The sequence below is a fragment of the Xanthomonas hortorum pv. pelargonii genome, from assembly GCF_024499015.1.
Lineage (GTDB): Bacteria > Pseudomonadota > Gammaproteobacteria > Xanthomonadales > Xanthomonadaceae > Xanthomonas > Xanthomonas hortorum_B.
On the sequence record NZ_CP098604.1, the window covers coordinates 3,249,321 to 3,273,197 of the forward strand.

Genomic DNA, 23,877 nt, shown 5'->3' on the forward strand with positions numbered 1-23,877 from the left:
CTCGGTGCCGGATGCCACTAGCGTCGCAGCCACACCAGCGCACAACGGACGCTTCATGATCGCGCGGCCCCTCTACACCTTGCTCGCCACCCTCGCTCTGGGCGCATGTGTCTACGTGGGGGCCAATCCAGGCCCGGCAACCGTCACGGAGACATCTGCCATGCGTTCCTCACCCGATTCCGCAGTCATTCCCGCTGGCAGTGAACCCAGCGGGCCGATACGAACTGCAGAGGATGCGCTTACCCGCATGCTTGCATTGATTCAAGCGATTCACGGACTTGACGATCTGACACCTGACTACCTGCAATCCAAAATGGGGGTTCCGGTGACGCATGCGGCAACAGATCCCAAGCGTTACGGCGCCAGTGCTCCGCTTACCAGTGAATGGGGTTACAGCTTTGGCATGGACCAGACGCCTACTGCGGGGCGTTGGTTCGAGTTCACCTTTGTTCCAGCGCAAGCGGGTGCTTCCCCGCCCATGACGGAGATCTGCAGGGTCGATTTCGATACGTTTACCAAGAAGCTAGAGAGCATCGGGTTTGTGCGTCAACGCAACATGGTGGAAGACGGGCGATGGATGAGTGACTTCTTCAGTCGCCCAGGCGTGCGCGTGGAGGTGTTTCCACGAGGCGAGGCCGATGCGCCGCAGGAGCGGGTGGAGCACCACTGCGTTGAATGGATCTACATTCGTTAATCCAAGGAACGGTCATGCCATTGAGTCCACATGCGCAAGCGATTGTTGATGACTTCGGCCGCCAGCCAGGCGTCAGCCCCGAACATGTCGTCAATTTGCAGGGTGTGCTCGCCGCATCGCCCGTTTTGCTTGACCAATTCAATGAGGCGGTTGCCAAGCAGCGCGTGCTCGGCCTCAAACCCCTGACCGACCCGAATGCAGGCGGAACGTTCACGCCGGATGATCATTCCATCCGGCTACCTCTGGCCAGGTTGTCGAATGGACCTGGTGGGAAGTCGCTCGACTCCGGTGAGATGACGTTTGTACTAGGCCATGAATTGCAACATGGCCTAGTACAGCCCAGCCGCAGCCGCCTCTCGTAAAGATTTCGAAACCGCTGCGGTGCAGATAGCCAAGACCACGCACGACTATTCTGACGCAGCCGAGAAAGTTCTCTCAAGCAACCGTATGGATGAAGCGAGTGCAGAAATCGCAGGCTGGAATGCAACCGTTAGCAGGGTAAGGCAATCAAATCCGCATGCTTCCTTGGAAGATATTTATCGGGAAGCGCCAGGCCGTATGCATGACTTCATTGATCGGACTGGCGGAATGCCGCAATTTAATTACGCGCTCAAGTCCAACCTCACCTTGAACGCAGATATGACGATGCCCGCCAACGCTGCCAACGTCGAGGCAATGGGCGTCAACTTCTTCGACAAGGCTGCCAAGAGCACTCGCATTGGTCACGCGGGGCAGTCTGACTACGCCAACCACTACGGCCCGTGGGTGGTTGGAACAGCTGCCATCTACGAGCGTCAATACAACAAGCCCAGGCCCGGCGATCCAGAACAGCCAATGATCCTGGACATGCAGCGTCTGGGATTAAAAGAAGAAGTACTGGAACGCAACGGTATCGACCTGGGCAGCGATACGCGCCCCATGCCTTACCTCGACAGCAGCACGCAGCCACCGACGCCCGGCCTGTTCCAGCACAGCAAGAATACCCACTTGCACGTGTCGCCAATCTCCGTGCAGGAGTTGGAGCACGTGTTGCGTGAGCGCGACCCGCAATCACAATCATCACCGGCGCTGTCGCCCTCGCAGCCTGGCCACGCGGATCATGCGCTGTACCAACAGATCAAAGGTGGCGTAGAAAAGCTCGATGCGCAACGTGGCCGGGAGTGGGATGCATCGAGTGAGCGCATGACGGCAAGCCTGCTTGTGCTCGCAAAGGAAGAAGGCTTATCGCGGGTAGACCATGTGCTGCTCAACAACCCGACAGACAAGCTCGCGGCCGGAGAAAAGGTGTTTCTGGTGCAGGGCACCCAGAGCGATCCAGCGCACCACCGTGCCGACATGGCCACTGTGCAGGCAGTGCAAACGCCTGAAAACCAGTCGTTCGAGCGCGTGCAATCGATTAATCAAGCCCAATCGCAGGCACGGGAGCAGCAGCAAGCGCTTGAGCAATCGCAACAGGAAGTCACTCCGCCTGGACCAACGATGACGCGTTGAGATCGTTTGCGGACATGCTTGCAAAGGATTGATCAATTCGCGAGATAGAAGGTTTTTCTCAATTTCCTTTGCGCAAGTCCGCTCCTCACAGCACCCAAACCGCCACCGATGCTCGCGCCCGAGCCGGACACAACGCCGCAAAGCCCCGGCCGTTTGCATGCACCCCGCCGCGCCCGCCGCCCGCGCCAATGCACCGTCAGCTACACCCTCTACCCCGGCGCCCACGACCACGCCGGCGACCAGCACGTGCCCCACGTCCGCCTTAGCGGGCTATGGCTGGAACAACTGGGCTTTGCGATCGGCACAAAGTTGCGTATCACTGCAAGCGAAGGGCAGTTGGTGATGGAGGTGTTGGCGCAGGTGGAGGTGCCGTCCAAAGCGCGCGGCGTGCGGCGGTGATGCTGCCGCTGCCAGGGACCTTGCGATTGACCTCGGTGCCGGATGCCACTAGCGTCGCAGCCCCACCAGCGCACAACGGACGCTTCATGATCGCGCGCCCCTCTACGCCTTGCTCGCCACCCTCGCTCTGGGCGCATGCGCCCACACGGCGGCCACCCCAGCCCCGGCAACCGTCACGGAGACACATGCCATGACTTCTTCCAGTCCCACCCACGCGTCGTCGGCCACACCCACTGCAGAAGGTTTGCTTTCCCGATTACTGGAGTTGATCAAAGGGAGCAAAGCCATCTCCGACCTAACGCCGGAGTACCTTTCGTCGACGATGGGGCAGGCGGTTCACAACGTGAAGGACGACGATCGCCGTTACCGCGCGTTCGGCGTGCTCACCAATGACTGGAGCTATGGCTTTGGCTTGGAGGAGACAAAGCTCGATGGGCGATGGTTCGAGTTTCGGTTTGATCGCAATACGGCTGGCGCTTCACCACCGATGACCGAGATATGCCGTCTCGACTTCGACAGCTTTACCAAACAGTTGGAAAAATGGGGTTCGCGCGAGAGCGCAACGTCGTGGAAGACGGCAGGTGGATGAGCGACTTTTTCACCCGCCCAGGGATGCGCATCGAGGTTTTCCCGCGGGGCGAAGCTGCCGAACCTCAGGAGTTGGTGGCGCACAAGTGTGTCGAATGGGTTTACATCCGATAACTCCAAGGAGCGGACATGGCACTCAGTCCCGATGCGTTGAAGGTTGTAGATGATTTCGGACATGCACCCGGCGTCACCAAGGTGCACGTTGATCAGCTGAAAAAGCTGTTCGCTGATTCGCCGGAGCTCGCGCGTCAACTCAATGAGGCTGTCGATCAAAAGCTTGTTTCCAGTTTCCAGCCTCTTACCGATCCTCACATGGGGGATCATTCGACCCTGTAGGCCACTCCATCCAGGTGCCATTGGCAAAACTGGCAACTCCATCAGGAGTTCCCGCCCAGGCGAGCGGCGATCTGACGTTCGTGCTTGGGCACGAATTGCAGCACGGTGCTTTCAGCTCAAAAGCAGAGGGCGCAAGACAGCAGTTCATGGTTGAAGCCCGCACAATTGCACGCAGTACCCACGACTACACGGCCGCTGCTGAGAAGGTGCTCTCCACCAATCGGGAGGATGAGTCGCGTGCTGAGATTGCAGGCTGGAATGCGACAGTGAGCAGAGTCAAGGGCAGCGTGCCGCAGCCAACCTTGGAAGATATTTATCGCGCTGCCTCGGGAAGAATGCGTGACTTCATTGACACTAGTGCTGGAAGCCAAGGTCTTGTCTATACCTTGAAGCCCAACCTGTCGTTAAACCAGGATCTGACCATGTCAGCCACCCCGGCGAACGTCGAGGCGATGGGAGTCAACTATTTTGATAAGTCTGCGCAGGACACTCAGATCGGGCAGGGCGGCCTCTCTGATTACCCCAACCATTATGGCCCTTGGGTCATCGGTACCGCTGCTATCTATGAGCGTCATTACAACAAGGCACCACCAGGTACGCCTGAGCAACCGATGATTTTCAATCTGCAGCGTCTTAAACTTACCTGATTAGCCCCGACTCTCAGCCATGAAAATTGCTCGCTGCACGTAAAACCGGCTCTGGGCATGGTGTGGATTGCATCATGGCCGTGGCAAGTCGTGGCAGCATCTCGCGCAAGCGGAATCGACGATTAAAACGATAGGCCGCTTCTCCCAGGTAACGCCTTGCGTATTTGCCTTGCGCGATGGCGTGATACACGCCACTGATGGCGCGCTTGAGATTGCCCAGCACCACGTTGAGCCAACGTGCACCGGCCGTTTCGGTCGCGGCACGACCACCGCCAGTGTCCAGCGTGGTGTGCGCGTGGCCGGCGTCTTCTAGCCGGCGGAAGCAGGCCAGCCCATCGGTGTAGACCTCGCATTCGGGCGCCAAGCGACGGGCAATCCAGTCCTGCAGCGAGGTGTTATCGAAGCTGCGCACCGGCTCGATCACCACAAAGCGCGGCGCGGTGAAGGTGGCATCGGTCTGCACCGCAATCAGGAACGCTTGTTTGTTCTCCGATCCGCGTCCGGCCTTGCCACCGTTACGCTCGCCGCCGAGATAGGCATCGTCGATCTGCACGAAACCCGCCAGTTTCCGCATGGATTCGCGCTCGGCCATAACCTGCATGATCTTGTGTTTCATCCGCCAGGCCGTCTTGTAGTTGACGCCCAGATGCCGCATCAACTCCAGCGCGGCCATGTTGGTTTTGGTCGAGGTCAGCAGGTGCAACGCCAGCATCCAGGTGCGCAGCGGCAGCTTGGTGCCTTCGAACATCGTGCCTGCAATCAGGCTGGTCTGATGCCGGCACGCGCTGCATTGGTAGTAGATCGCAGCACCCCGCTTGAAACGCGAGCGCACGCGTCCGGCACAAACAGGGCAACGAAAGCCTTGCGGCCAGCGCCACTTGTAAAGCGCGCGATAGCACTTGGCTTCGGTGCCGTAGGACGCGAAGAACTCAGGCATCGACAATCCCGCTTGGAACTGCACGGCATTGATACTCATCACGCCACCTCGTTGGCTTCAGGTGACAGCAGCATCCACCCAGCGCGGCGCAGATCCTGCGACAGGCGGCTGATGGTCAGGGCTAATCAGGTAAACTTAAAGAAGATGCGCTGGAGCGGAATGGTATCGACCTGGGTAGCGATACCCGCCCGATGCCTTACCTCGATAGTAGTTCCCAGCCACCTAAGGGAACCTCTGAACAACGCACCATAGATACGCGACACTACCCGCCTCATGTTGAGGAGTAATCCATGCAACTGACGTTCGGCGACGCTGAAGGCCTGGGCAAGCGCAAGCAGACCCGCCGGGAGATCTTCCTGGCCGAGATGGAGCAGGTCGTTCCGTGGCAGCACTTGCTCGGTCTGATCGCACCGCACTATCCGGTGTCGGGACGCCCTGGTCGACAGCCATACGCACTGGCGACGATGTTGCGGATTCATTTGCTGCAGCAGTGGTATGCGTTGAGCGATCCGGCGATGGAAGAAGCGCTGCACGAGATCCCGATCTTGCGGAGGTTTGCCCAGCTCGGTGGCTTGGACAACGTTCCGGACGAGACCACGATTCTCAACTTTCGGCGCCTGCTGGAGACCCATGGCCTTGCCGCGCGGATGCTGGACGCGGTCAACGCGCATCTGGCACGCAAGGGGCAGAGCCTGCGGTCGGGCACGATCGTCGATGCGACGCTGATCGCTGCACCCAGTTCGACCAAGAACGCCGATCACGCGCGCGACCCTGAAATGCATCAGACCAGGAAGGGCAATCAGTGGTATTTCGGGATGAAGGCGCACATCGGCGTGGATGAATTTTCCGGGCTGGTGCACCACGTCCATTGCACAGCCGCCAATGTCGCCGACGTCACGGTGACGCACGCATTACTGCATGGCAAAGAAGACAGCGTGTTCGGCGACAGCGGCTACACCGGTGCGGACAAACGCGAAGAACTGCAGACCTGCAAGGCTGCATTTTTCATTGCCGCCAAGCGTTCGACGCTGCAAGCCATCGGCAACAAACGCGAGCGTGCTCGGGAACAGCGTTGGGAACACTTCAAGGCCAGCGTGCGCGCGAAGGTGGAGCATCCGTTCCGGGTGATCAAGCGCCAGTTCGGTTACACCAAGGTCCGCTATCGCGGCCTGGCCAAGAACACCGCACACGTGCTGACCTTGTTTGCGCTCTCCAATCTGTGGATGAAGCGAAAGCAGTTACTGCCTGCCATGGGGAGCGTGCGCCTGTAACCCGGGGAATTCCCAAGGAAAGTGCCAGAAATAGCGGAAGATCCGAAGATCCAAACGCGACTCTCCGGACCGACGCGACATCCCGCACTCTCAGGCCTCGTTATTCAGACCTTCCCTAGCTGGCAAGGATTCGGTTGTGGTCGAAGCCGGCAAGTTGAGCGATTTCCTTGGAAGACGCTGTGCTTCGAGCGCGATGATAGCCTGCTGCTAAAATTTGATCGCGGCGGGGAAACGTCCGTGCTGCCACTTCCTTACGAGGAGTTCTTCGTGGACGAGGCGCATGTGGCCAATTCCCTGGAAGATAGCTGTGTCACGCCATCCGATCACATCCTGATCAAGAAGAAGTATTCGGGCTATCAAGGGCCTATCGAGTTTCAGAAGGCAGCGTAGGGAGGCTGAGCCGTGGTCGACTTTGCGAATCTGCGGAAGCCCGACGTGAGGTCGCGCAGGGGCATGTTTGCATCGCGATGAGATGAGCCGCACACCACGTGTTATCGATTGAAATTGAATGCTCTAGGGAAGGTCTGAACAACGAGGCCTGAGAGTGCGGGATGTCGCGTCGGTCCGGAGAGTCGCGTTTGGATCTTCGGATCTTCCGCTATTTCTGGCACTTTCCTTGGGAATTCCCGGGTTACAGGCGCACGCTCCCCATGGCAGGCAGTAACTGCTTTCGCTTCATCCACAGATTGGAGAGCGCAAACAAGGTCAGCACGTGTGCGGTGTTCTTGGCCAGGCCGCGATAGCGGACCTTGGTGTAACCGAACTGGCGCTTGATCACCCGGAACGGATGCTCCACCTTCGCGCGCACGCTGGCCTTGAAGTGTTCCCAACGCTGTTCCCGAGCACGCTCGCGTTTGTTGCCGATGGCTTTCAGCGTCGAACGCTTGGCGGCAATGAAAAATGCAGCCTTGCAGGTCTGCAGTTCTTCGCGTTTGTCCGCACCGGTGTAGCCGCTGTCGCCGAACACGCTGTCTTCTTTGCCATGCAGTAATGCGTGCGTCACCGTGACGTCGGCGACATTGGCGGCTGTGCAATGGACGTGGTGCACCAGCCCGGAAAATTCATCCACGCCGATGTGCGCCTTCATCCCGAAATACCACTGATTGCCCTTCCTGGTCTGATGCATTTCAGGGTCGCGCGCGTGATCGGCGTTCTTGGTCGAACTGGGTGCAGCGATCAGCGTCGCATCGACGATCGTGCCCGACCGCAGGCTCTGCCCCTTGCGTGCCAGATGCGCGTTGACCGCGTCCAGCATCCGCGCGGCAAGGCCATGGGTCTCCAGCAGGCGCCGAAAGTTCAAAATCGTGGTCTCGTCCGGAACGTTGTCCAAGCCACCGAGCTGGGCAAAGCGCCGCAAGGTCGGAATCTCGTGCAGCGCTTCTTCCATCGCCGGATCGCTCAACGCATACCACTGCTGCAGCAAATGAATCCGCAACATCGTCGCCAGTGCGTATGGCTGTCGACCAGGGCGTCCCGACACCGGATAGTGCGGTGCGATCAGACCGAGCAAGTGCTGCCACGGAACGACCTGCTCCATCTCGGCCAGGAAGATCTCCCGGCGGGTCTGCTTGCGCTTGCCCAGGCCTTCAGCGTCGCCGAACGTCAGTTGCATGGATTACTCCTCAACATGAGGCGGGTAGTGTCGCGTATCTATGGTGCGTTGTTCAGAGGTTCCCTAGTTCTTTTGCCCGGCCAGCCCTTTTCTGCATAACGCAAGATTGGTTCGCGCTGCGCGCACGATTGCCAGATAGCGATCCGCAAGCAGCGGTGGCCAGTTCTCCATCACTGCGTCGTCTTCTGCCGCTGCGTCTTCGGCGTAGGTATTCAAGGTTTCCAGGCACTGCGCATACAGCGCGTTCTTGTACTGCGTGATTGCCAGGTCATTGCGAATATCTCCCTCTTCTCCCCATTCCAGTGTCGGCGCGCACTGCGCCAGGACCGGAGACAGGGTGGTCAATGCCGTCTTGTAGTCCTTGCGGTCGTATCGCTGCTGAAATGCCGCACGCGTGCGTGCAAGGGCGTTGCGGCCGCAGCCTTCTTTGGCCCGCAGGTAAGGTGCTTCGAAACCGCCGTTGTAGCCGCAGAGTGACTTGCACTCGACCGGCGTGGGGCTTGTCACCTCGATACCTTCGGCGGTGTTCGCGAACTGCACTCTGCAATCCGTGGGGCCCGTGTCGCTTGTGGCAATGCCTTGGCGTCCATCGATCACGCCTTCCAGGAAGCACATGGATTGGCCAGTGGTGCTTTCCAAAGCAAACCACAGCGATCCATTGCGCTTGGTTAGCAGCAGATGCCCCCATCCCTTTTCCGTGATGTATTCGCCGGGCTCGAGAGCGACGCTTGCTGCGGGGTTGTCCGAGATCGGTGCGGAGCCGGGCACGCTGGCGAGGGCTGCGCCGGGCATAGCGTTGTGGCAAGTGCCGCACATGCCAGCCATGTCTTCGCCAAACGTGGGAGTTTGTTTTTCCGATCCATGCGTCTGCTCTGGCTTCCTGGAGGACACGGGGAACGGAAAATGCCTAGGGCCTGTTAACACTAATGGCCCGAGCGATTAAACTATTGGGTATGGAGATCACGCCAGCACAATTTTCTCTGATCGAACACTGCCTGCCGGCGCAGCGCAGCAATGTCAGCATGACCAACCTGCAAGTGGTCAACGCCATCCTTTACGTTGCCGAGCATGGCTGCAAATGGCGCGGCCTACCCAAGCGCTTTGGCAACTGGCATACGGTCTACACACGCATGAACCGTTGGGCCAAGGCGGGTGTGCTGGACCGGATGTTCGCCCAATTGCAGAAGTCCCAGATCGTGCGCATCAAGATCGAAGCAGTCTCGCTGGACTCCACCAGCGTCAAGGTCCATCCCGATGGCACGGGTGCATTAAAAAAAACGGCCCGCAGGCCGTCGGCAAGTCTCGCGGTGGATGGAACACCAAGATTCATATGGTTGCCGCAGATGCTCGAACAGCCATCACCTTTGGATTGACGCCTGGCAACGTGCATGACGCACCTGCAGGCCGCGCGTTGCTTGAACACCTGGGGCCAGTGGAGCGGCCGATTCATTTGTTGATGGACCGTGCTTACGAAGGCAACGAAACACGCCAGTTGGCGCTCGATCTTGGCTTCGTGCCGGTGGTCCCGCCGAAATCCAATCGGGTCGAGCCTTGGGAATACAACCGGGAGATGTACAAGCGGCGTAACGAAGTGGAGAGACTGTTCCGTCGCTTGAAAGGCTACCGCCGGATTTTCTCGCGCTTCGAGAAGCTGGATGTCATGTTCCTTGGATTCCTCAGCTTCGTCCTAGTCGTTGATGGGCTTCGGATGTGTTAACAGGCCCTAGTTGCCTGAAGGTCCCGCGCCCGGCACATCCGCTGCCATCCTCTGGCGGCTCATCCACACGTCTCAGGGTACGGGTTTGCCCCGCCGCTGGTACTCCAGAATCATCTGTGCGAGGTCGTCTTCTTCGGCATAGAAGTAGGCCACCGGTACGTCGAGGGCGTTTGCCAGCCGCTGGATGGTTTGCAGGTCGGGCTGGTGGACGCCGGTCTCGTAGCGGTTGACGCGGGTGCTGGCGACAAAGTCGTCCAGGCCGGCCTTGATGCCCAGGTTGCGCTGCGACAGGCCGTAGACCTGGCGCGCCTCGCGTAGCCGGCGGCTGTACACGGGGAGCTGTCGTTTCTCAACCAAGGGTGTGCGCGTCCCGGACTTCGATGCACGGAAGCTTCCGAAAGCGGGCTTGACTTCGATACTACGGTAAACGTAGTCTTGGTGTGACGGCTACGTTAAACGTAGCTGCAGCAGTGCCTGCGGTGGCCACGCCAACGATGAGTTGAGCGTCGGGACCACTGCCGGCAGTGGGGGAAGTGCAACAGTTTGCGCAGTGATGGCGTGTCGGGCCCGGGTGGGCACCGAGGCGCTTTGCGCGCGCGATGATTGATCGTATGGCAAACAGTTAGCAATACTGATCATGGCCCGCTGTCGCAGCGGTGCTTTGTTTCGGCAGTCAGGTGCAGGACCGATCTTGCTCAGCTGGCTGCGTGCTCCGGGGTCGACCGGGGTGCGCTGTTGGCGGGGCCAACCCAGGCAAGCCAAAGGACGCTCCATGAAGACACGTACGTTACGCGACGCCATTTCTCTCGCCCTGTTCGCTATGAGCAGCGGGGCGGCAGCTTCGGCGACGGCACAGGCCGCGGCACCGCAGGCAGCGGCAACAGATCAGGCTGCGGCGGCCGGCATTCCGGCGCCCGCGTCGGCAAGCACCAGCGACCCGGCGGCTGCCACCTCTCCCGAACCGGCGCCTGCGGCGATTCCACCGACGCCAGCATCCGCAACCGAGTTGGAGACCATTGAAGTCACTGGCACACGCATCAAGGGCGGTGCGGTGCCCTCGCCGGTGATTGCGATCGATGCGGCACGCATCCGCGAAGAAGACTTCGGCGATCTGGGCGAGGTGATCCGCAGCGTGCCGCAGAACTTCTCCGGTGGGCAGAACCCGGGCGTGCTGAGCGGCAACCTGGCCGGGGCCGGCAACGCGAACCAGAACATGACCGGCGGCGCGAGCCTGAACCTGCGTGGCCTGGGCGCCGATGCCACGCTCACGCTGCTCAACGGGCGCCGGCTGGCCTATGGCGGGTTCACCCAGGCGGTGGACATCAGTGCGATCCCGGTGGAGGCGGTGGAGCGGCTGGAGATCGTGGCCGATGGTGCGTCTGCTATCTATGGGTCGGACGCGGTAGGTGGCGTTGGCAATGTGATCCTCAAGCGCGACTACGACGGGGTGAGCGTTGGCACGCGCTTCGGGCGTGCCACGCAAGGCGGGCTCACCACTCGGCAATACAGCGTCACTGCCGGCACCACCTGGCGCAGTGGCGGGTTGATCGCCACGTATCAGGATGTCTCGGCAGACCCGATCTACAGCCGGCAGCGCAGTTACACCGCGCAACTCACCGACCCGTCCACGCTGTATCCCGGCAGCGATCTGCGCGGCGGCCTGCTCAGCGCGTACCAGGCGCTTGGCGACAATGCAGAGCTGCGGCTGGACGCGTTACGCACCGAACGCGACCAGCTGCATTTCTACGCGGTCAGTGGCCGCAACAGCCGGGTCACGCCGACCACCACCAGCCTGCTGCTCTCGCCCAGCCTGGTGGTGTGGTTGCCCCGCGACTGGACGCTGACGCTGGGCGCCACCGACGGCAACAGCAAGCACGATCAATACCGCCAGGAAACGGCGCTGGCCAGCGGTGCGGTGAGCGTGACCGACCTGTGCTACTGCAACGACAGCCGCAGTTACGAGCTGGGTGCGGAAGGGCCGTTGTTCGCGCTGCGGGCAGGCGATGCGCGGCTGGCGGCCGGCATCGGGTATCGCAGCAACACGTTCCGCAACGTCAACCACGTCAGTGGCGTGGAGACGATCGACGGCAGCGAAAGCGCGCGCTTCGCCTATGCGGAGGTGAACCTGCCGTTGGTGGGCCCGGCGCAAGGCGTACCGGGTGTGCAGCGACTGACGCTGACAGCGGCGGTGCGCGGGGAGGACTACAGCAGCTTCGGCGGAGTGACCACACCCAAGTTCGGCGTGCTGTACGCGCCTGGCAGCGATGTGACCTTGAAGGCCTCGTGGGGCAAGTCGTTCAAGGCGCCGACGCTGTTCGAGCGCAACTACGCGCAGGAGGCGTGGTTATTCCAGCCGGGCGCCTTCGGCGGGGTGGGCTTTCCCGCCGGGACCACGGTGCTGGTGGCCGATGGCGGCAACCAGGATCTGCAGCCGGAGCGCGCCATCACCCGCTCGGTCTCGCTGGCCTGGCACCCCGAGGCACTGGATGGCCTGGAGGCGGAGCTGACCTGGTTCGGCGTGGACTACAGCAACCGCGTGCTGCAGCCGATCACCAATGCCAGCCAGGCCTTGCGCAATCCGATCTACGCGCCATTTGTGGACCGCTCGCCGACGCCGCAGGCGCAGGCCGATGTGATCGCGCTCGCCAGCCGGTTCTCCAACTTTGCCGGCGTCGCCTACGACCCGGGCCGGGTGGCGGCGATCATCTACACGCAGTACGCCAACGTGGCGCAGCAGGACATCGAGGGTCTGGACCCGAGCGGCAGCTACCAGGTGGCGTTGGCGCGCGGCACGCTGACGTTGCGCGGCTCGGCGAGTTGGCTGGACAGCACGCAGCAGACGCTGCCCACGCAACCGGCGTTCGATCTGGCCGGCACGCTATTCAACCCGCCCACGCTGAGCAGCCGCGTGGGCGCGGTGTGGAAGCAGGGCGGGCTCACTGCCTCGCTGTTCGGCAACTACCGCGGCGGGGTGCGCAACCGCGCCGATGGGGTGGAGTCGGCATCGTTCACCACGGTGGACATGGCGCTGCGCTACGCCACCGGCGCACGCCGCGATGCGTGGGCCGGGCTGGAGTTCGGCGTATCGGTGGACAACGCCTTCGATCGCGATCCGCCGTTGTACCGGGTGACCTCGCCGCTGTACGTGGCGGCGTACGACTCCACCAACTATTCGGCGATTGGCCGCTTCGTGAGCGTGTCGGTGTCCAAGCACTGGTGATGCGTCGGCTGCCTGCTGCAGCCGATGTGCAGCCGACCGTTTTTGAGCGTTGCTGAGAGGAGTGCGTGCGTGACCAATCACAAGCTATGGCGCCTGCTGCTTGCAGGCGTGCTGATGGCGGCAGGTGTGTGCGTGGGCCACGCGCAAACGGTGTCGCCGCAGCGATTGCTGGAGGTGGTGGATATCGCCAGCCCCACACTGTCGCCGGATGGCCGCAGCGTGGCATTCCGCACCGAGCAGGCATCGGTGCAGCGCAATACCTACGACAGCACCTGGTATGTGCAAGGCCTGCAGGATGCTGCGCCCAGACGTGTGGCCGATGGCGGTGTGCCGTTGCGCGATTCGGCCGGCGGCGCGTTGCCTGCAAAGGTGGTGTGGTCGCCGGATGGCCGCTGGCTGTACTACCGCGCTTTACGCGATGGCGTGATTGCGGTGTGGCGCGCGGCGGCGGATGGCTCTGGCGCGGAAGCGGCAACCCACGATGCGGCAGACGTGCAGGATTTCGTGTTGGAGGCGGAGGGGCAGGTGCTGCGTTATCGCGTCGGTGCTACGCGCGCGCAGGTGATGGCGGCCGAACAGGACGAGTATGCGCAGGGCATCCGGATCGACGAGACGGTGCCGCTGGGGCAGGGCCTGTTCCGCTCGGGCAATGTGGAAGGGCGCTTGGCCACGCAGCGCTTCGGTGGGGTGTGGTTCGATCGCGCCGGGTTGTTGGCCGAGGTGCCGGACCACTGGCTGGCGCTGGACCTGGCGACGGCAAGCACGCGGCCGCTTGCCGCTGCGCAGGTGCCTGCGGAGGAACCGCCCGTCAGTGCGCTGCGCGGTATCGACGGTGATGCGTGGCAATCCGTGCGTGCGCCGCAGGGCGACGCGGTGGCGGTGCTGTCGCATGTGGGTGATGGCAACGGCCAGCTCTACCGGCCGCAGGTGGCGCTGTCGGTGTTGCCCGGTGCACATGCACGCAAGGCGCTGCGCTGCACGGCGGCGGCCTGCGTGGGCAAGGCGATCACCGCAGTGCAGTGGCGGCCGGGCAGCGCGGAGGTGCTGTTCACCATCACCGATCCTGCGCTGGGCCTGGCGCAATCCATCCAGCGCTGGAATCCGGCCACCGGGCAGGTGCATGCGGTGGTGCAGGGGCGTGGTCTGATCAATGGCGGACGTGATTCCTCCACACACTGCGGTGCGTCGGCCGCTGCGCTGGTGTGCGTGACAGCGGAGGCCGATCGCCCGCCGCGTCTGGAACGTATCGCGCTCGAAGATGGCGCGCGGCAGGTGCTGTTCGATCCCAACGCGGAGCTTGCGGCGGACATGGCGCGTGCGACGCCCGCACGGCTGTTGCAGTGGCGCGATGCACGTGGGCGGCAGTACAGCGGCCAGTTCTTTGCGGCACGCGGTGACGGCGCGGGCAAGCTCCCGTTGTTCGTCACCTATTACAGCTGCCCGGGCTTCGTGCGCGGTGGCGTGGGCGACGAGTGGCCGCTGGCCGCCTTGGCGCAGGTGGGGATTTCGGCGTTGTGCATCAACCAGTTGCCTGGCTACACCATGGATGCGCTGGAACGGCACGGCGAGGGGCTGGCGGCAGTGGAAAGTGCGGTGGCGTTGTTGTCAGCGCAGGCCGGCATCGATTCTACGCGCGTGGGCATGGGCGGGCTTAGCTTCGGCGGTGCGGTGACCCTGTGGACGGCCACCGAGTCGAACTTGCTGGCCGCCGCCTCGGTGGCCAACCCGGTGGTGTCGCCGACGTACTACCTGTTTGGCAGCATGAAAGGCGAGCCCTTCCTCAAGGGCTTGCGCGAGATGTGGGGCCTGGGCGCACCGGAGCAGACGCCTGAGCGGTGGAAGGCGTTGTCGCCAGCGTTCAAGCTGGACAGGATTCGCGCGCCCATCCTGTTTCAGCATTCCGAGCAGGAGTATCTGTATGCACTGGATTACGTTATTCCGCTGCTGCGTGCGCAACGTGCCGAGCTGTATGTGTTTCCGAACGAGCCGCACCAGAAGTTTCAGCCGCAGCACAAGTTGGCGGTGTATGCGCGCAATGTAGATTGGTTCCGCTTTTGGCTGCAGGACTACCAGGACGCTGCGCCGGAGAAGGCCGCGCAGTACGCGCGCTGGCGCGCAATCAAGGCGGCACTGCCGGCGCGTGGCGATTAGCGTGCGTGATGCCGCTTCCACGTGGCACACGTGCCACGCACACGGCAGGCTTCCACCCAGCGCAGGCAACATCAGCCTTGATGACGGACCCAGTTCTCGACCGCACACAGATCGAAGATGCGCATGACGCTGTGGTCGCCGTCGGCCAGCGTGTGGTCGAAATGGTGGCGTAGGGCATCGGCATCCAGCAGCCCCTGGCCTTCGAGTCGACCATGCAGCAGATAATCGCGGATCTGCTGCCTGCCCTGACGATAGACCGCGCCGGAGTAGTTCATGAAGGTGCCTTTGCTGCGGCGATGCAGGATCTGTGTAGGCAGCACATCGGCAAACGCATCGCGCGCGACGGCGCGATTGCGGCCGCAGTCGATCCACATCCAGCTCGGCACCTTCAGGCAGGCTTCCACCACCGGTTGCGACAGCAGCGGCATGCGCAGGTGCCACGACGCGCTGCGTGCCAATCCATCGCGGAACACCTGGGTGCCGGCCAGATCGAAGATGCGTTCGCGGTCGCCGGGCAGGCTGCCGGGCGGGGCATCGAACCAGGGATGCGATTGCAACGGAACCTCAGCCTGCGTGCTCGGCAGAAACGATCGCTCCGGCTTGCGCGGCGGGCCGGCCTTGGCGAGGAGTTTCTTCATCGTCAACCTGCCTGCTTTCCAGAGCGTGCATTGATGCAGTTTGGCGAGATCGTGGATTGCGCTGAAGCCGGCGCGCAGGCCGCCTGCGCGGAAGGCATCTGCGGCGGGCGCGGCGGTTCTGGTGTTGCAGAACACGGTGTCGCCACCGCCGCCGGAAAAGAAACTGGTGATGGCCAGCTGCGTGCCGATCGCTTCTTTCAGCGCATTGGAGGCATGCTGCAAAAACCAGGTGCTGGGCGCGACCGCATGAGCCGGCGATGCGAAATCGACCGGCGCAGCGTCGAACCCGAGTGTCCGCACGATCAGCTCGGTGCCCAACAGATCACTCATCTGCCGGGCATAGTGCCGCTCGTCGGCGCCAGGTACCGGCGTAACCAGGTTGCAACACGCCACGCGCGCTGTGGTGTCTTTCAGGCACGCGGCGAGGATGGACGAGTCAAGGCCGCCAGAGAGTTCCAGCAGCACAGACGCATCGGTCTGCGCCCAACACGTGACGCTGGATGCCACCGCCTGACGTACCTGCGCCTGTGCGGCGAACGGGTCGTGCCGACGCTGCGGCGCTGCGACGAAATCCCAGGGGTTCCAGACCTGTTCGACACTGCTGCGGTTGGTCTGGAGACATAGCTGGCTGCCCGGCAGCAATTCGCGCACGCCGACAAGCCCGGTGCGCTCGGTCTTGAGGTGAGGGTAGTACAGATGATGGGCGATAGAGTCCCAATCGATCTCGCGCGTGTACACACCCGCATGCGTGGCGATCGAAATGTCTGAGGTGATGAAGCCATGCTGTAGCGCGTAGGCGCATGCCACGCCGCCGGAAGGCTCGCGCATGAGGATGACAGTGCCCGGGTCCTCGTGTGGTGCGTGCAACAGCAGGTACTCGCCCCAGTTTGCATCGATCAGGTGCCGCGTACGCTGTGCTGCCGACAACGCCTGCAGCGATGCGCCGTCCACCAAGGGAGTATTGTCGCGCCGCGAAAAGACATGGCCGATCAGTGCGCCACCACCAGGCAGGTCGAGCACGGGCGTGTCGTCTGATGCATACAGATCGATGCATTCAGTGCGTAGCCGTGGAAGTAACCCGATCTGTCGCAGCGCCTCATCGACACCGGCGCGGTCGCCATCGCGGTGTGTCTGCGGATGGTTGAGCAAGGCGATGTAGCGGTACATCACACTACCCGGATGGGCGTATGCGCGTGGACGTTTCCAACCGTGTCGTTCAGGACTAGATCGCCCGCCTGCACCCAGCAATGCGCCGTAAACGGATCGAGTGCGACGCCGAAGACAATCCGGGCATCGAGCTGGCGCCTACGCAGGAATCTGGCCAACGCGACCGAATCGAGCAGACAGCGCATCTCGACCGGCACCCACACGCGTGCGTGCCGGAAGACCGATGCCGCATCGATGAGCTGTTGCTCGAGCCGGGCGACCGAGCTTTGCTGCGCCCGCTTGCGCTGTGCTCCAGCGGAGAGGCTGCCGAGTATCTTGCTGAGCGGAGTGCGCTTCAACGCCAGCCGCGTGGACAGCACGAGCATCAGCACCTCAAACAGTTCAAACAGCTGTGGTCGTCGCGCTGGTATGGGCGTCTCCATCGCGCTACGCGCAACAGGCATGACGGAAGGCTGCGGACCGGCGCTGGCTTGCGACCCCTGCACAAGCAGTCCCCGTTCGACAAGGCCGTCGATCTCCGGCTCCGATACCGGGTCTTGCGCCAGGTAGGCGAGCAGGGAGTGTTCTTGTGCACTGGGCAGACGGAAGTAGCGGTCGTTGCCGACATCCAGGAACACCAGGCGCTTGCCTATGCGGCAGAACGATAGGTCGTCGCGCAATGTGTAGCGGTGCATGGCGTTGTCCTGGAGAGAGAAGGGGCGCACCGTTCGCGTGCGCCCCGTGGCCTGTGAAGTTGCTTATCGGCATGTACAGCCGAATGGCGACTGCCGCGCGTTGGCAGTGCCTAGTCCTGGCTGATGCCCAGGGTGGTGATGCCACCCATTTCTTCGCCTGCCAATGGCCCGCCCTGTGTGTCCAGGCTTGCGACCCCGAGTACGATGAGATCCTGATCCAACGCGGTGGCGCGAGCGTCGTTGTTGCTGGTATCCATGGTCTCTACTCCTGGTGGGAGAGGCGTGCACATAGGCACGCCTCGGGTTCACTCTTCGGAAATGCCGGGCACATTGAAGCCGCCGATCTCTTCGCCAGCGAGCGGGCCGCCTTTGGTGTCCGTGCTGGCAACGCCAAGCACCGTGATCTCGTTGGATGCATCGCTATGGGTGGTGTCGTTGCTGTTCATCGCTGTCTCCTGGTTGTGTCATGGGGCTCCATGACATGCACAAGGTAAGAAGCGAGGAATTTGATTTTCAAATGATTACTGCGTTGCACTCCGGTAATTAAATCCGGTCTGTGATCGATGCCCGGAATGACGGCACTTTTGTAGCGCTGCTGCAGACCGTCAATGCACTATCGCGTGTCGCGGCTACGCTCGTTCAACGCAGCGACAATGCGTGGCACAGCCTGTTTGCGTCGTGCGTGATAAGCCTGCAAGGCCGACTGCAACGCCACGAAGTCGCGTTGTTGCCAGTGATGCTCGAGCGCCACGAGCTCGTCGTCGACCGCGTCGAGCATGCCCTGTTTGGCACGGCGTATAGGCGCCAGCCGGTCGTTGGCCTGTTTGACAGCACGGTGTAGCGACCAGTGGGAGGTGCCGCGCGCGATCGCGTCAAACAGTTTCCAGGTCTGCTTCACCACATCGTCCTGCGTGGTGGTCGATTCCGGCGCTACGATGATGCGTGGCACAGGTGCCATGCCGATATCGCAGGCCATCGACAACAGGCGCTCCATCCAGTCGTAGAGATCGCGCAACGCTACTTCGGTGAGCAACGGCACCTGCAGGCCATAGCGTGCGTGATCGGCAACCAGCCCTTCGCCGACCAGGCGATACAAGGCAAAACGCACCGGGGTAGCGCTGGTGTTGAATTCGCCAGCAAGCTTGCCTGGATCGATCCGTTGACCGGGCAGGTAGCGCCCGGATTGCAGCGCACGTCTGACCTGCTCATAGACGAACGCACTCTTGGAATGAATCGCACTCATCGCCGAACTCCTTGTCTGCGTACGATGGCTGGATCGTACATGGAATGCAGAGGTGCACGAGGACGGCCGTGTGCGTTTTTTCAATCCATCGCAGATATAGCATTACAGGCATGGTGCAATATCACTGCACCATGCCATGCAAACGCGCCTGCACCATTGTTCAAATCTAGCTGCGATGGAGTTGCGGCTTGTTCACCAATCCGTCGGCGCATAGTCCTTGAGGAACTGCCCCCACACGTGCTCGCCGGTATTGGCGCCGTGGATGATCGGGTCGACGATGCGGGCGGCGCCGTCGACGATGTCCAGCGGTGGGTGGAAGCGTTCCTGCTGCACCTTGAGCGCGGCGATGTCGGCCGGATCCTCGTCGGTGACCCAGCCGGTGTCGACGCTGTTCATGTGGATGCCGTCGTTTTGATAATCGGCCGCCGAGGTGCGCGTCATCATGTTCAACGCGGCCTTGGCCATGTTGGTATGCGGGTGACGGGTGGTTTTGAAGTTGCGGTAGAACTGGCCTTCCATCGCCGAGACATTGACGATGTGCTTGTCGCGCTCGGGTGTGCGCAGCATCAGCGGCTTCAGACGCGCGTTGATGATGAAGGGCGCGATGGCGTTGACCAGTTGCGTTTCCAGCAGCTCGACCGACGGCACTTCGGCCATCAGCAGGCGCCAGGAATTGCGGCCGCGCAGATCGACTTGCTGCAGATCCTGATCGAGACGGCCTTCGGGGAACAGATGTTCCTGGCCCACCAGCTCGTCGTCCAGCAGCGCGACCTGCGACAGCTCGGCGGCGCGGGTGAGGCCATCGGCATCGGCGAGGCCGCGCCCGTGCATGGCCGGTAGCGCGGTGGCCGAGGCTTCGCGCAACAGCTCGGGCGTGCGCAGGCCTTCGTAGTGACCAACGAGCTTTTGTACGGTGTCGGGCAGGGCATCCAGCGCGGCGGTTTCGTTGGCCATCATGTGCGCATAGAACTGCGGCGGGCGGCGCACGGTCTGGCAGGCGTTGTTGATGATGAAATCCAGCCTTTCGCGGGTGGCCAGCAGCTGGCTGCAGAACGCTTCCACGCTGGGCGTGTGGCGTAGATCCAGGCCGAAGATCTGCACGCGATGGCCCCACTCTGCGAAGTCCGGTTCCTGCGCATACCGCGCAGCCGAATCGCGCGGGAAACGCGTAGTGACGATCAGCTCGGCCCCGGCGCGTAACAACTTCAAGCCAGCCTGATAGCCGATCTTGACCCGTCCGCCGGTGAGCAATGCCACGCGGCCGCGCAGGTCGGCGGTTTCGGTGCGCTTGAAGAAATTCAGCTCGGCGCAGGCCGGGCACATCTGATCGTAGAAGTGGTGCAGCTGGGTGAACTTCTGCTTGCACACATAGCAATGGCGCAGCTCGGGCGAATGCGTGGGCTCCGGCGCGGCAGCGGCGTTCTCGCCGTTGTGCGCATCGTGCAGGCCGGCGGCATGCGGCGGGAAGACGTTTGGCGTGCTGAACACCGGCTTGCGCCTCAGTGCACGGATACCGCGCTGTTCGAGCAATGCCTCGGCCTTGCGCACCTTCTCCTGATGCCGCTCGCGCTCGCGTTGCTTGAGCAGCTGCCGCCGCGCCTTCGGCTCGGGGTGATAGACCTTGGCCACCACTTGGTGCAGGCGCACGCGGTCGGCCTCGGGCAGCGCGTCGAGCACGCTGCGGTCGGCCTCGATGGCCTCCAGCAGGTCCAGCGCCACGCGCAGGCGGTCGGTGAGGGGCAGGTCGTCGGCGGGCAGGGGCGGGGCGTTGGTGTTCAAGATGGATCCGGAGTGAGGCGGCACAAGCCGTGGCAATGGCGGCGTGCGGCCGACGAGCGAAGGCGATGACAACTGCGCGGACGGGCGAGGGGCGCCGGAGCGCTCTACCGCAGGCCGCGTAAGCTGGTAAGCCGCCATTTTCGCCGATTGTGGGTGGTTGGCGCCAATGAGTGGCTGAGGCGGGTGGTCGAGGCCACTGTTGCGACGAGCGAGGCGCCAGAATCTCGGCGCGATCCTCGGCACACGGTGGCACCAGCTTCGGCCGTTGGGGCGCGCACCACCTGCAGGTTCCGGGGCCTACTCGCTTGTCCTACGGCCCACTCCCTTAGAATTTGTGTGTACGCAGGGCCAGCAACAAGGCCCTGGAGGATGTCCACACCATGTCCAGCCAGGAAGGGCCCGTCATGCCAAGGTTTACAGTTAAGCGTTTTTGCCGGTTCGCCCTTGCCGCTGCGGTCACCGGATTGGCCGCATGCGGCGCCGCTTCGGAGCAAGCGACACCCTCACCTGCCATCAGCCAAGAGGCCGCAGCACTGCGAACGGTCGTTCCGCTGACGCGCCCGGTGGCCCTGGACAAGGCTGGCACGGTTGCAGACGTTGAGTTCGATCTGCCGCCGCCCGGGCCTGGGGCCTCGTCATTGCTGAAAGTGGCGATTCGCTTGCAGGCCAATGAAGGTGCAGCGCTCCGCGCACCATCTGATCGGCTAGTTGACGAGGGACTTGCTGCTCGAGTGAATTTACGGAATCTTGCCAATGGGGAGTCGACGCAGATACCTCTCTACCGGATCGGCCCCGCTCCTGGAACCGATGTTCCTATCGGTGCGGACGGACGTGTTGCCGGCGTGACCTGGAGCGGCGTCGATGAGTCCATGCTTCGTCGCGTCGGATTAATTCAGCAGGGCATGTTCTACAAGGTGCTTTTGCTGGCAGAGGCACATCGTCCTGCCCCCGGCCACTATCGACTGACTCTTGAGCTTCTGGAGGATCATCCGAGGCTGAAGGGACAATCTGTTGAGCTGCTGCTCGCTTATGCAAGTAAGGCGAAATGAAATGGAAGACAAAGAGCGCTACACATTGACGATCTATCTCGCTTCACCGGGAACGCCTCTCAAAGCCGGCGGAACTTCATTGACGGGTCACATGTTTCTTGCCACTGGAAAAACCAGCGGTGAAAGCCTGGAAAGTTTCGGCTTTGAACCTCGCGAGGATCATCGTAAAAGTGGCCTTGGCAAGGTTTCTGGTGAAGACATCGAATCCTACAAGGATCCCTATTACGCTAGGACGGTGGAGATATCTAAAGATCAGTACGAAAAGATTCGTGAGTTTTCAGACGAGCCTGCAAAGCACGGCTTCGATATGAAGTACGACGCGTTCGCCAACTCGTGCGTCGATTTCAGCTGGGCAGCGTTGAATCATGCCGGGCTTCATCGCCAGACCGTTCTTGGAGGCATAAAAGGCTATGAAGGCGAGCCGAAGGTGCTGCACAACGAGCCTGAAATCCAGCAAATCAGGCCGCCTTTCCCGGATAGCGAGTTGAACAAGGAAGTGCGGAACCCGATGCCCGAACGCGATGTATGGCAGCACATCTTGTCTGACAACGACAGGCATTCTGACCCTGGTCGTGCGATTGCCGACGGCACGTCTCCAGACCCTCTTCATTGCCAGGCAGAGGAAGCGGTGCGCCGCCTAGAGCAAGGTCTTGGAAGGGAGTACGACGACAACAGCGCCCGCCTGGCCGCAAGCTCCGCGCATCTGGCAAGGGATAACGGTCTGTCGCGGATCGATCACATCGTACTGAGCGAGAACACAGCGTCGACGAGGCAGGGCGAGAACGTCTTCGTCGTAGAGGGTGCGCTGAACGACCCTGCGCACAAGATGGTGCAAATGAAGACAGGCGATGCGATCGCGCAACCGGTCGAGCATTCCCCGGCACAACTTCAGTCTTTGAGAGAAACACAGCAGCAGTCTCCGCAGCAGGAGCAGCAGCGAGAGCAATCCAACGCACCTCAGCATCGACTGGTGTGAGAACTGGTGCACTTGGTGCGCTAACTGGCACGTCGGCGATTGCCAGGTAGCGTGCGTTACCAGCCAGTTGCAAAGCGCGGCTTTTGTTGCCTTGTAGCTGTTGGTTTTCTGTCTTCAACAGCGCATGGCTTGTCGCGTTTGCCCAAGCCACCAAGGCTACTCACGTACTCTCCAAATCAGGTGAGCTAGGGTTGCTTCTCACTGTTGTTGTGGGAGAAGACACCATGGGCCTGTTGGTCGACGGCAAGTGGCAAGACGGTTGGTACGACACCGACAAGAGCGAGGGGCGTTTCGAACGGTCGCAGTCGCGATTTCGTAACTGGGTGACACGCGATGGCAGTGCGGGTCCGCACGGCGAGGGCGGCTTTCAGGCCGCTCCGGGGCGTTATCACCTGTATGTGTCGTTGGCCTGCCCTTGGGCGCACCGCACGTTGATCTTTCGTCGGCTGAAAGGCCTGGAGTCGATGATCGACGTCTCCGTGGTGCATTGGCGGATGGGCAAGCACGGCTGGACCTTCGCGCAAGGCCCGGGTGTGGTGGGCGATGCGATTCATCATGCGCAGCATCTGTACGAGGTCTATCTCAAGGCCGATCCTCACTACTCAGGGCGCGTGACCGTGCCGGTGTTGTGGGACCGCGAGCGCAACACGGTGGTCAGTAACGAGTCTGCAGACATCATCCGCATGTTCAACAGCGCGTTCGACGAGGTTGGCGCTGCAGACGGCGACTTCTACCCCGAGCCGTTGCGCGAGCAGATCGATGCGGTCAATGCGTGCGTGTACGACAGCGTCAACAATGGCGTGTACAAGGCGGGCTTTGCGACCACGCAAGCTGCGTACGAAGAGGCGGTGGTGCCGTTGTTCGAGACATTGGATTGGCTTGAGACGCGTTTGAGCCAGCAACGCTATCTGTGCGGCGAGCAACTTACCGACGCAGACTGGCGCCTGTTCACCACGCTGGTGCGCTTCGATGCGGTGTATGTGGGGCATTTCAAATGCAATCTGCAGCGCATTGCCGACTATCCGCAGTTGTCCGGCTTTCTGCGCGAGCTCTATCAGATGCCGGGAATCGCCGGGACGGTCGACTTCCAGCACATCAAGAATCACTATTACCAGAGCCACGACATGATCAATCCCACCGGCATCGTTCCAATGGGGCCGGTGCTGGATCTGGATGCGCCGCATGGGCGTGGTGGTTGATGCATCTCCCGGCCGCGCGCCGCCGCGCTCAGGCACGCTGCCGCGTTGACCGAAGCGCGATTGCGGCAACCGTATGTACTGCCAAATGC

24 protein-coding genes and 2 pseudogenes are annotated in these 23,877 nt (G+C 61.9%); 16 read left to right on the top strand and 10 right to left on the bottom strand.

The genetic code is table 11. The annotated features are described in order from the left end of the window. Positions 1 to 55 precede the first annotated feature (55 nt). The 7 genes and pseudogenes from NDY25_RS14215 (at position 56) to NDY25_RS14245 (ending at position 4,155) form a co-directional block, all read left to right on the top strand. Complete coding sequence (locus NDY25_RS14215) at positions 56 to 694, top strand: hypothetical protein (protein ID WP_168960114.1); 639 nt, start codon at positions 56 to 58, stop codon at positions 692 to 694. 14 nt (positions 695 to 708) lie between these two features. Further along, the gene (locus NDY25_RS14220) at positions 709 to 1,056 is read left to right on the top strand and encodes a hypothetical protein (protein ID WP_256627525.1); all 348 of its coding nucleotides are present in this window, start codon (positions 709 to 711) and stop codon (positions 1,054 to 1,056) included. Between the two features lie 19 nt (positions 1,057 to 1,075). Next, entirely contained in the window at positions 1,076 to 2,185 is a 1,110-nt protein-coding gene (locus NDY25_RS14225; RefSeq protein ID WP_256627526.1) for an XVIPCD domain-containing protein, read from the top strand. Between the two features lie 108 nt (positions 2,186 to 2,293). Continuing rightward, positions 2,294 to 2,584, top strand: coding sequence for a SymE family type I addiction module toxin (locus NDY25_RS14230; RefSeq protein ID WP_251755137.1), 291 nt, complete (start codon positions 2,294 to 2,296; stop codon positions 2,582 to 2,584). 190 nt (positions 2,585 to 2,774) lie between these two features. Then, a pseudogene (locus NDY25_RS14235) lies at positions 2,775 to 3,286 on the top strand (hypothetical protein). Between the two features lie 15 nt (positions 3,287 to 3,301). Further along, positions 3,302 to 3,508, top strand: coding sequence for a hypothetical protein (locus tag NDY25_RS14240; RefSeq protein WP_256627528.1), 207 nt, complete (start codon positions 3,302 to 3,304; stop codon positions 3,506 to 3,508). A 20-nt stretch (positions 3,509 to 3,528) separates the two neighbouring features. Then, positions 3,529 to 4,155: a hypothetical protein gene (locus NDY25_RS14245; protein ID WP_256627529.1), complete on the top strand. Its 627-nt coding sequence runs from the start codon at positions 3,529 to 3,531 to the stop codon at positions 4,153 to 4,155. 13 nt (positions 4,156 to 4,168) lie between these two features. Here the strand turns inward: NDY25_RS14245 and NDY25_RS14250 are convergent, their stop codons facing one another. Then, positions 4,169 to 5,131: an IS1595 family transposase gene (locus tag NDY25_RS14250; RefSeq protein ID WP_006448937.1), complete on the bottom strand. Its 963-nt coding sequence runs from the start codon at positions 5,129 to 5,131 to the stop codon at positions 4,169 to 4,171. A gap of 95 nt (positions 5,132 to 5,226) precedes the next feature. Here NDY25_RS14250 and NDY25_RS23190 point away from each other — a divergent pair. The 3 genes and pseudogenes from NDY25_RS23190 to NDY25_RS14260 form a co-directional block, all read left to right on the top strand. Next, positions 5,227 to 5,316, top strand: a pseudogene (locus NDY25_RS23190) (XVIPCD domain-containing protein); the annotation flags it as partial. Positions 5,317 to 5,382: 66 nt separating this feature from the next. After that, entirely contained in the window at positions 5,383 to 6,363 is a 981-nt protein-coding gene (locus NDY25_RS14255; RefSeq protein WP_256627476.1) for an IS5 family transposase, read from the top strand. A 237-nt stretch (positions 6,364 to 6,600) separates the two neighbouring features. Further along, positions 6,601 to 6,753: a hypothetical protein gene (locus NDY25_RS14260; RefSeq protein WP_256627530.1), complete on the top strand. Its 153-nt coding sequence runs from the start codon at positions 6,601 to 6,603 to the stop codon at positions 6,751 to 6,753. Positions 6,754 to 6,994: 241 nt separating this feature from the next. Here the strand turns inward: NDY25_RS14260 and NDY25_RS14265 are convergent, their stop codons facing one another. Together NDY25_RS14265 and NDY25_RS14270 are read right to left on the bottom strand one after the other, a co-directional pair. After that, entirely contained in the window at positions 6,995 to 7,975 is a 981-nt protein-coding gene (locus NDY25_RS14265) for an IS5 family transposase (RefSeq protein ID WP_233366556.1), read from the bottom strand. 63 nt (positions 7,976 to 8,038) lie between these two features. After that, positions 8,039 to 8,866 carry a hypothetical protein gene (locus tag NDY25_RS14270; protein WP_256627531.1) on the bottom strand — a complete coding sequence of 276 codons (828 nt, stop codon included), beginning with the start codon at positions 8,864 to 8,866 and terminating at the stop codon, positions 8,039 to 8,041. 62 nt (positions 8,867 to 8,928) lie between these two features. Between NDY25_RS14270 and NDY25_RS14275 the strand changes: the two genes are divergently transcribed. Continuing rightward, positions 8,929 to 9,692 (top strand): IS5 family transposase gene (locus NDY25_RS14275; protein ID WP_256627982.1). Its coding sequence is split into 2 segments (ribosomal slippage): positions 8,929 to 9,244 and positions 9,244 to 9,692, totalling 765 coding nucleotides; the frame shifts between segments, so codons are not numbered across the junction. A 72-nt stretch (positions 9,693 to 9,764) separates the two neighbouring features. Here NDY25_RS14275 and NDY25_RS14280 read toward each other — a convergent pair. Further along, positions 9,765 to 10,025, bottom strand: a complete 261-nt coding sequence (locus NDY25_RS14280) for a helix-turn-helix domain-containing protein (protein WP_023905255.1) — start codon at positions 10,023 to 10,025, stop codon at positions 9,765 to 9,767. 439 nt (positions 10,026 to 10,464) lie between these two features. On the opposite strand from NDY25_RS14280, the gene NDY25_RS14285 reads away from it, so the two are divergent. Then, a complete protein-coding gene (locus NDY25_RS14285; RefSeq protein ID WP_256627532.1) occupies positions 10,465 to 12,912 on the top strand; it encodes a TonB-dependent receptor plug domain-containing protein in 2,448 nt (815 codons plus the stop codon). Between the two features lie 69 nt (positions 12,913 to 12,981). Next, a complete protein-coding gene (locus NDY25_RS14290; protein ID WP_233366532.1) occupies positions 12,982 to 15,063 on the top strand; it encodes an Atxe2 family lasso peptide isopeptidase in 2,082 nt (693 codons plus the stop codon). A gap of 71 nt (positions 15,064 to 15,134) precedes the next feature. On the opposite strand, the gene NDY25_RS14295 is transcribed toward NDY25_RS14290, so the two are convergent. The 6 genes from NDY25_RS14295 to NDY25_RS14320 all read right to left on the bottom strand — a co-directional run bounded on the left by NDY25_RS14295 (position 15,135) and on the right by NDY25_RS14320 (position 20,564). Beyond that, positions 15,135 to 16,868 carry a lasso peptide isopeptide bond-forming cyclase gene (locus NDY25_RS14295; RefSeq protein ID WP_168958713.1) on the bottom strand — a complete coding sequence of 578 codons (1,734 nt, stop codon included), beginning with the start codon at positions 16,866 to 16,868 and terminating at the stop codon, positions 15,135 to 15,137. Beyond that, positions 16,868 to 17,542 (bottom strand): lasso peptide biosynthesis B2 protein, encoded by a 675-nt coding sequence (locus tag NDY25_RS14300; RefSeq protein ID WP_168958712.1) that lies wholly within the window; start codon positions 17,540 to 17,542, stop codon positions 16,868 to 16,870. The genes NDY25_RS14295 and NDY25_RS14300 overlap by 1 nt, the downstream gene beginning before the upstream one ends. A 110-nt stretch (positions 17,543 to 17,652) precedes the next feature. After that, positions 17,653 to 17,799 carry a benenodin family lasso peptide gene (locus NDY25_RS14305; protein WP_023905250.1) on the bottom strand — a complete coding sequence of 49 codons (147 nt, stop codon included), beginning with the start codon at positions 17,797 to 17,799 and terminating at the stop codon, positions 17,653 to 17,655. Positions 17,800 to 17,847: 48 nt separating this feature from the next. Further along, the gene (locus tag NDY25_RS14310; protein WP_006452332.1) at positions 17,848 to 17,988 is read right to left on the bottom strand and encodes a lasso peptide xanthomonin 1; all 141 of its coding nucleotides are present in this window, start codon (positions 17,986 to 17,988) and stop codon (positions 17,848 to 17,850) included. Between the two features lie 167 nt (positions 17,989 to 18,155). Next, a complete protein-coding gene (locus tag NDY25_RS14315; protein ID WP_180336561.1) occupies positions 18,156 to 18,785 on the bottom strand; it encodes a GntR family transcriptional regulator in 630 nt (209 codons plus the stop codon). Between the two features lie 192 nt (positions 18,786 to 18,977). Continuing rightward, a complete protein-coding gene (locus NDY25_RS14320) occupies positions 18,978 to 20,564 on the bottom strand; it encodes an SDR family NAD(P)-dependent oxidoreductase (protein ID WP_168958711.1) in 1,587 nt (528 codons plus the stop codon). 380 nt (positions 20,565 to 20,944) lie between these two features. Here NDY25_RS14320 and NDY25_RS14325 point away from each other — a divergent pair, with 380 nt between their 5' ends. The 3 genes from NDY25_RS14325 to NDY25_RS14335 all read left to right on the top strand — a co-directional run bounded on the left by NDY25_RS14325 (position 20,945) and on the right by NDY25_RS14335 (position 23,788). Further along, positions 20,945 to 21,613, top strand: coding sequence for a hypothetical protein (locus NDY25_RS14325; protein WP_233366531.1), 669 nt, complete (start codon positions 20,945 to 20,947; stop codon positions 21,611 to 21,613). Position 21,614: 1 nt separating this feature from the next. After that, the gene (locus tag NDY25_RS14330; protein ID WP_233366530.1) at positions 21,615 to 22,589 is read left to right on the top strand and encodes an XVIPCD domain-containing protein; all 975 of its coding nucleotides are present in this window, start codon (positions 21,615 to 21,617) and stop codon (positions 22,587 to 22,589) included. A gap of 224 nt (positions 22,590 to 22,813) precedes the next feature. Beyond that, positions 22,814 to 23,788: a glutathione S-transferase family protein gene (locus NDY25_RS14335; protein WP_168958709.1), complete on the top strand. Its 975-nt coding sequence runs from the start codon at positions 22,814 to 22,816 to the stop codon at positions 23,786 to 23,788. Positions 23,789 to 23,877 lie beyond the last annotated feature (89 nt).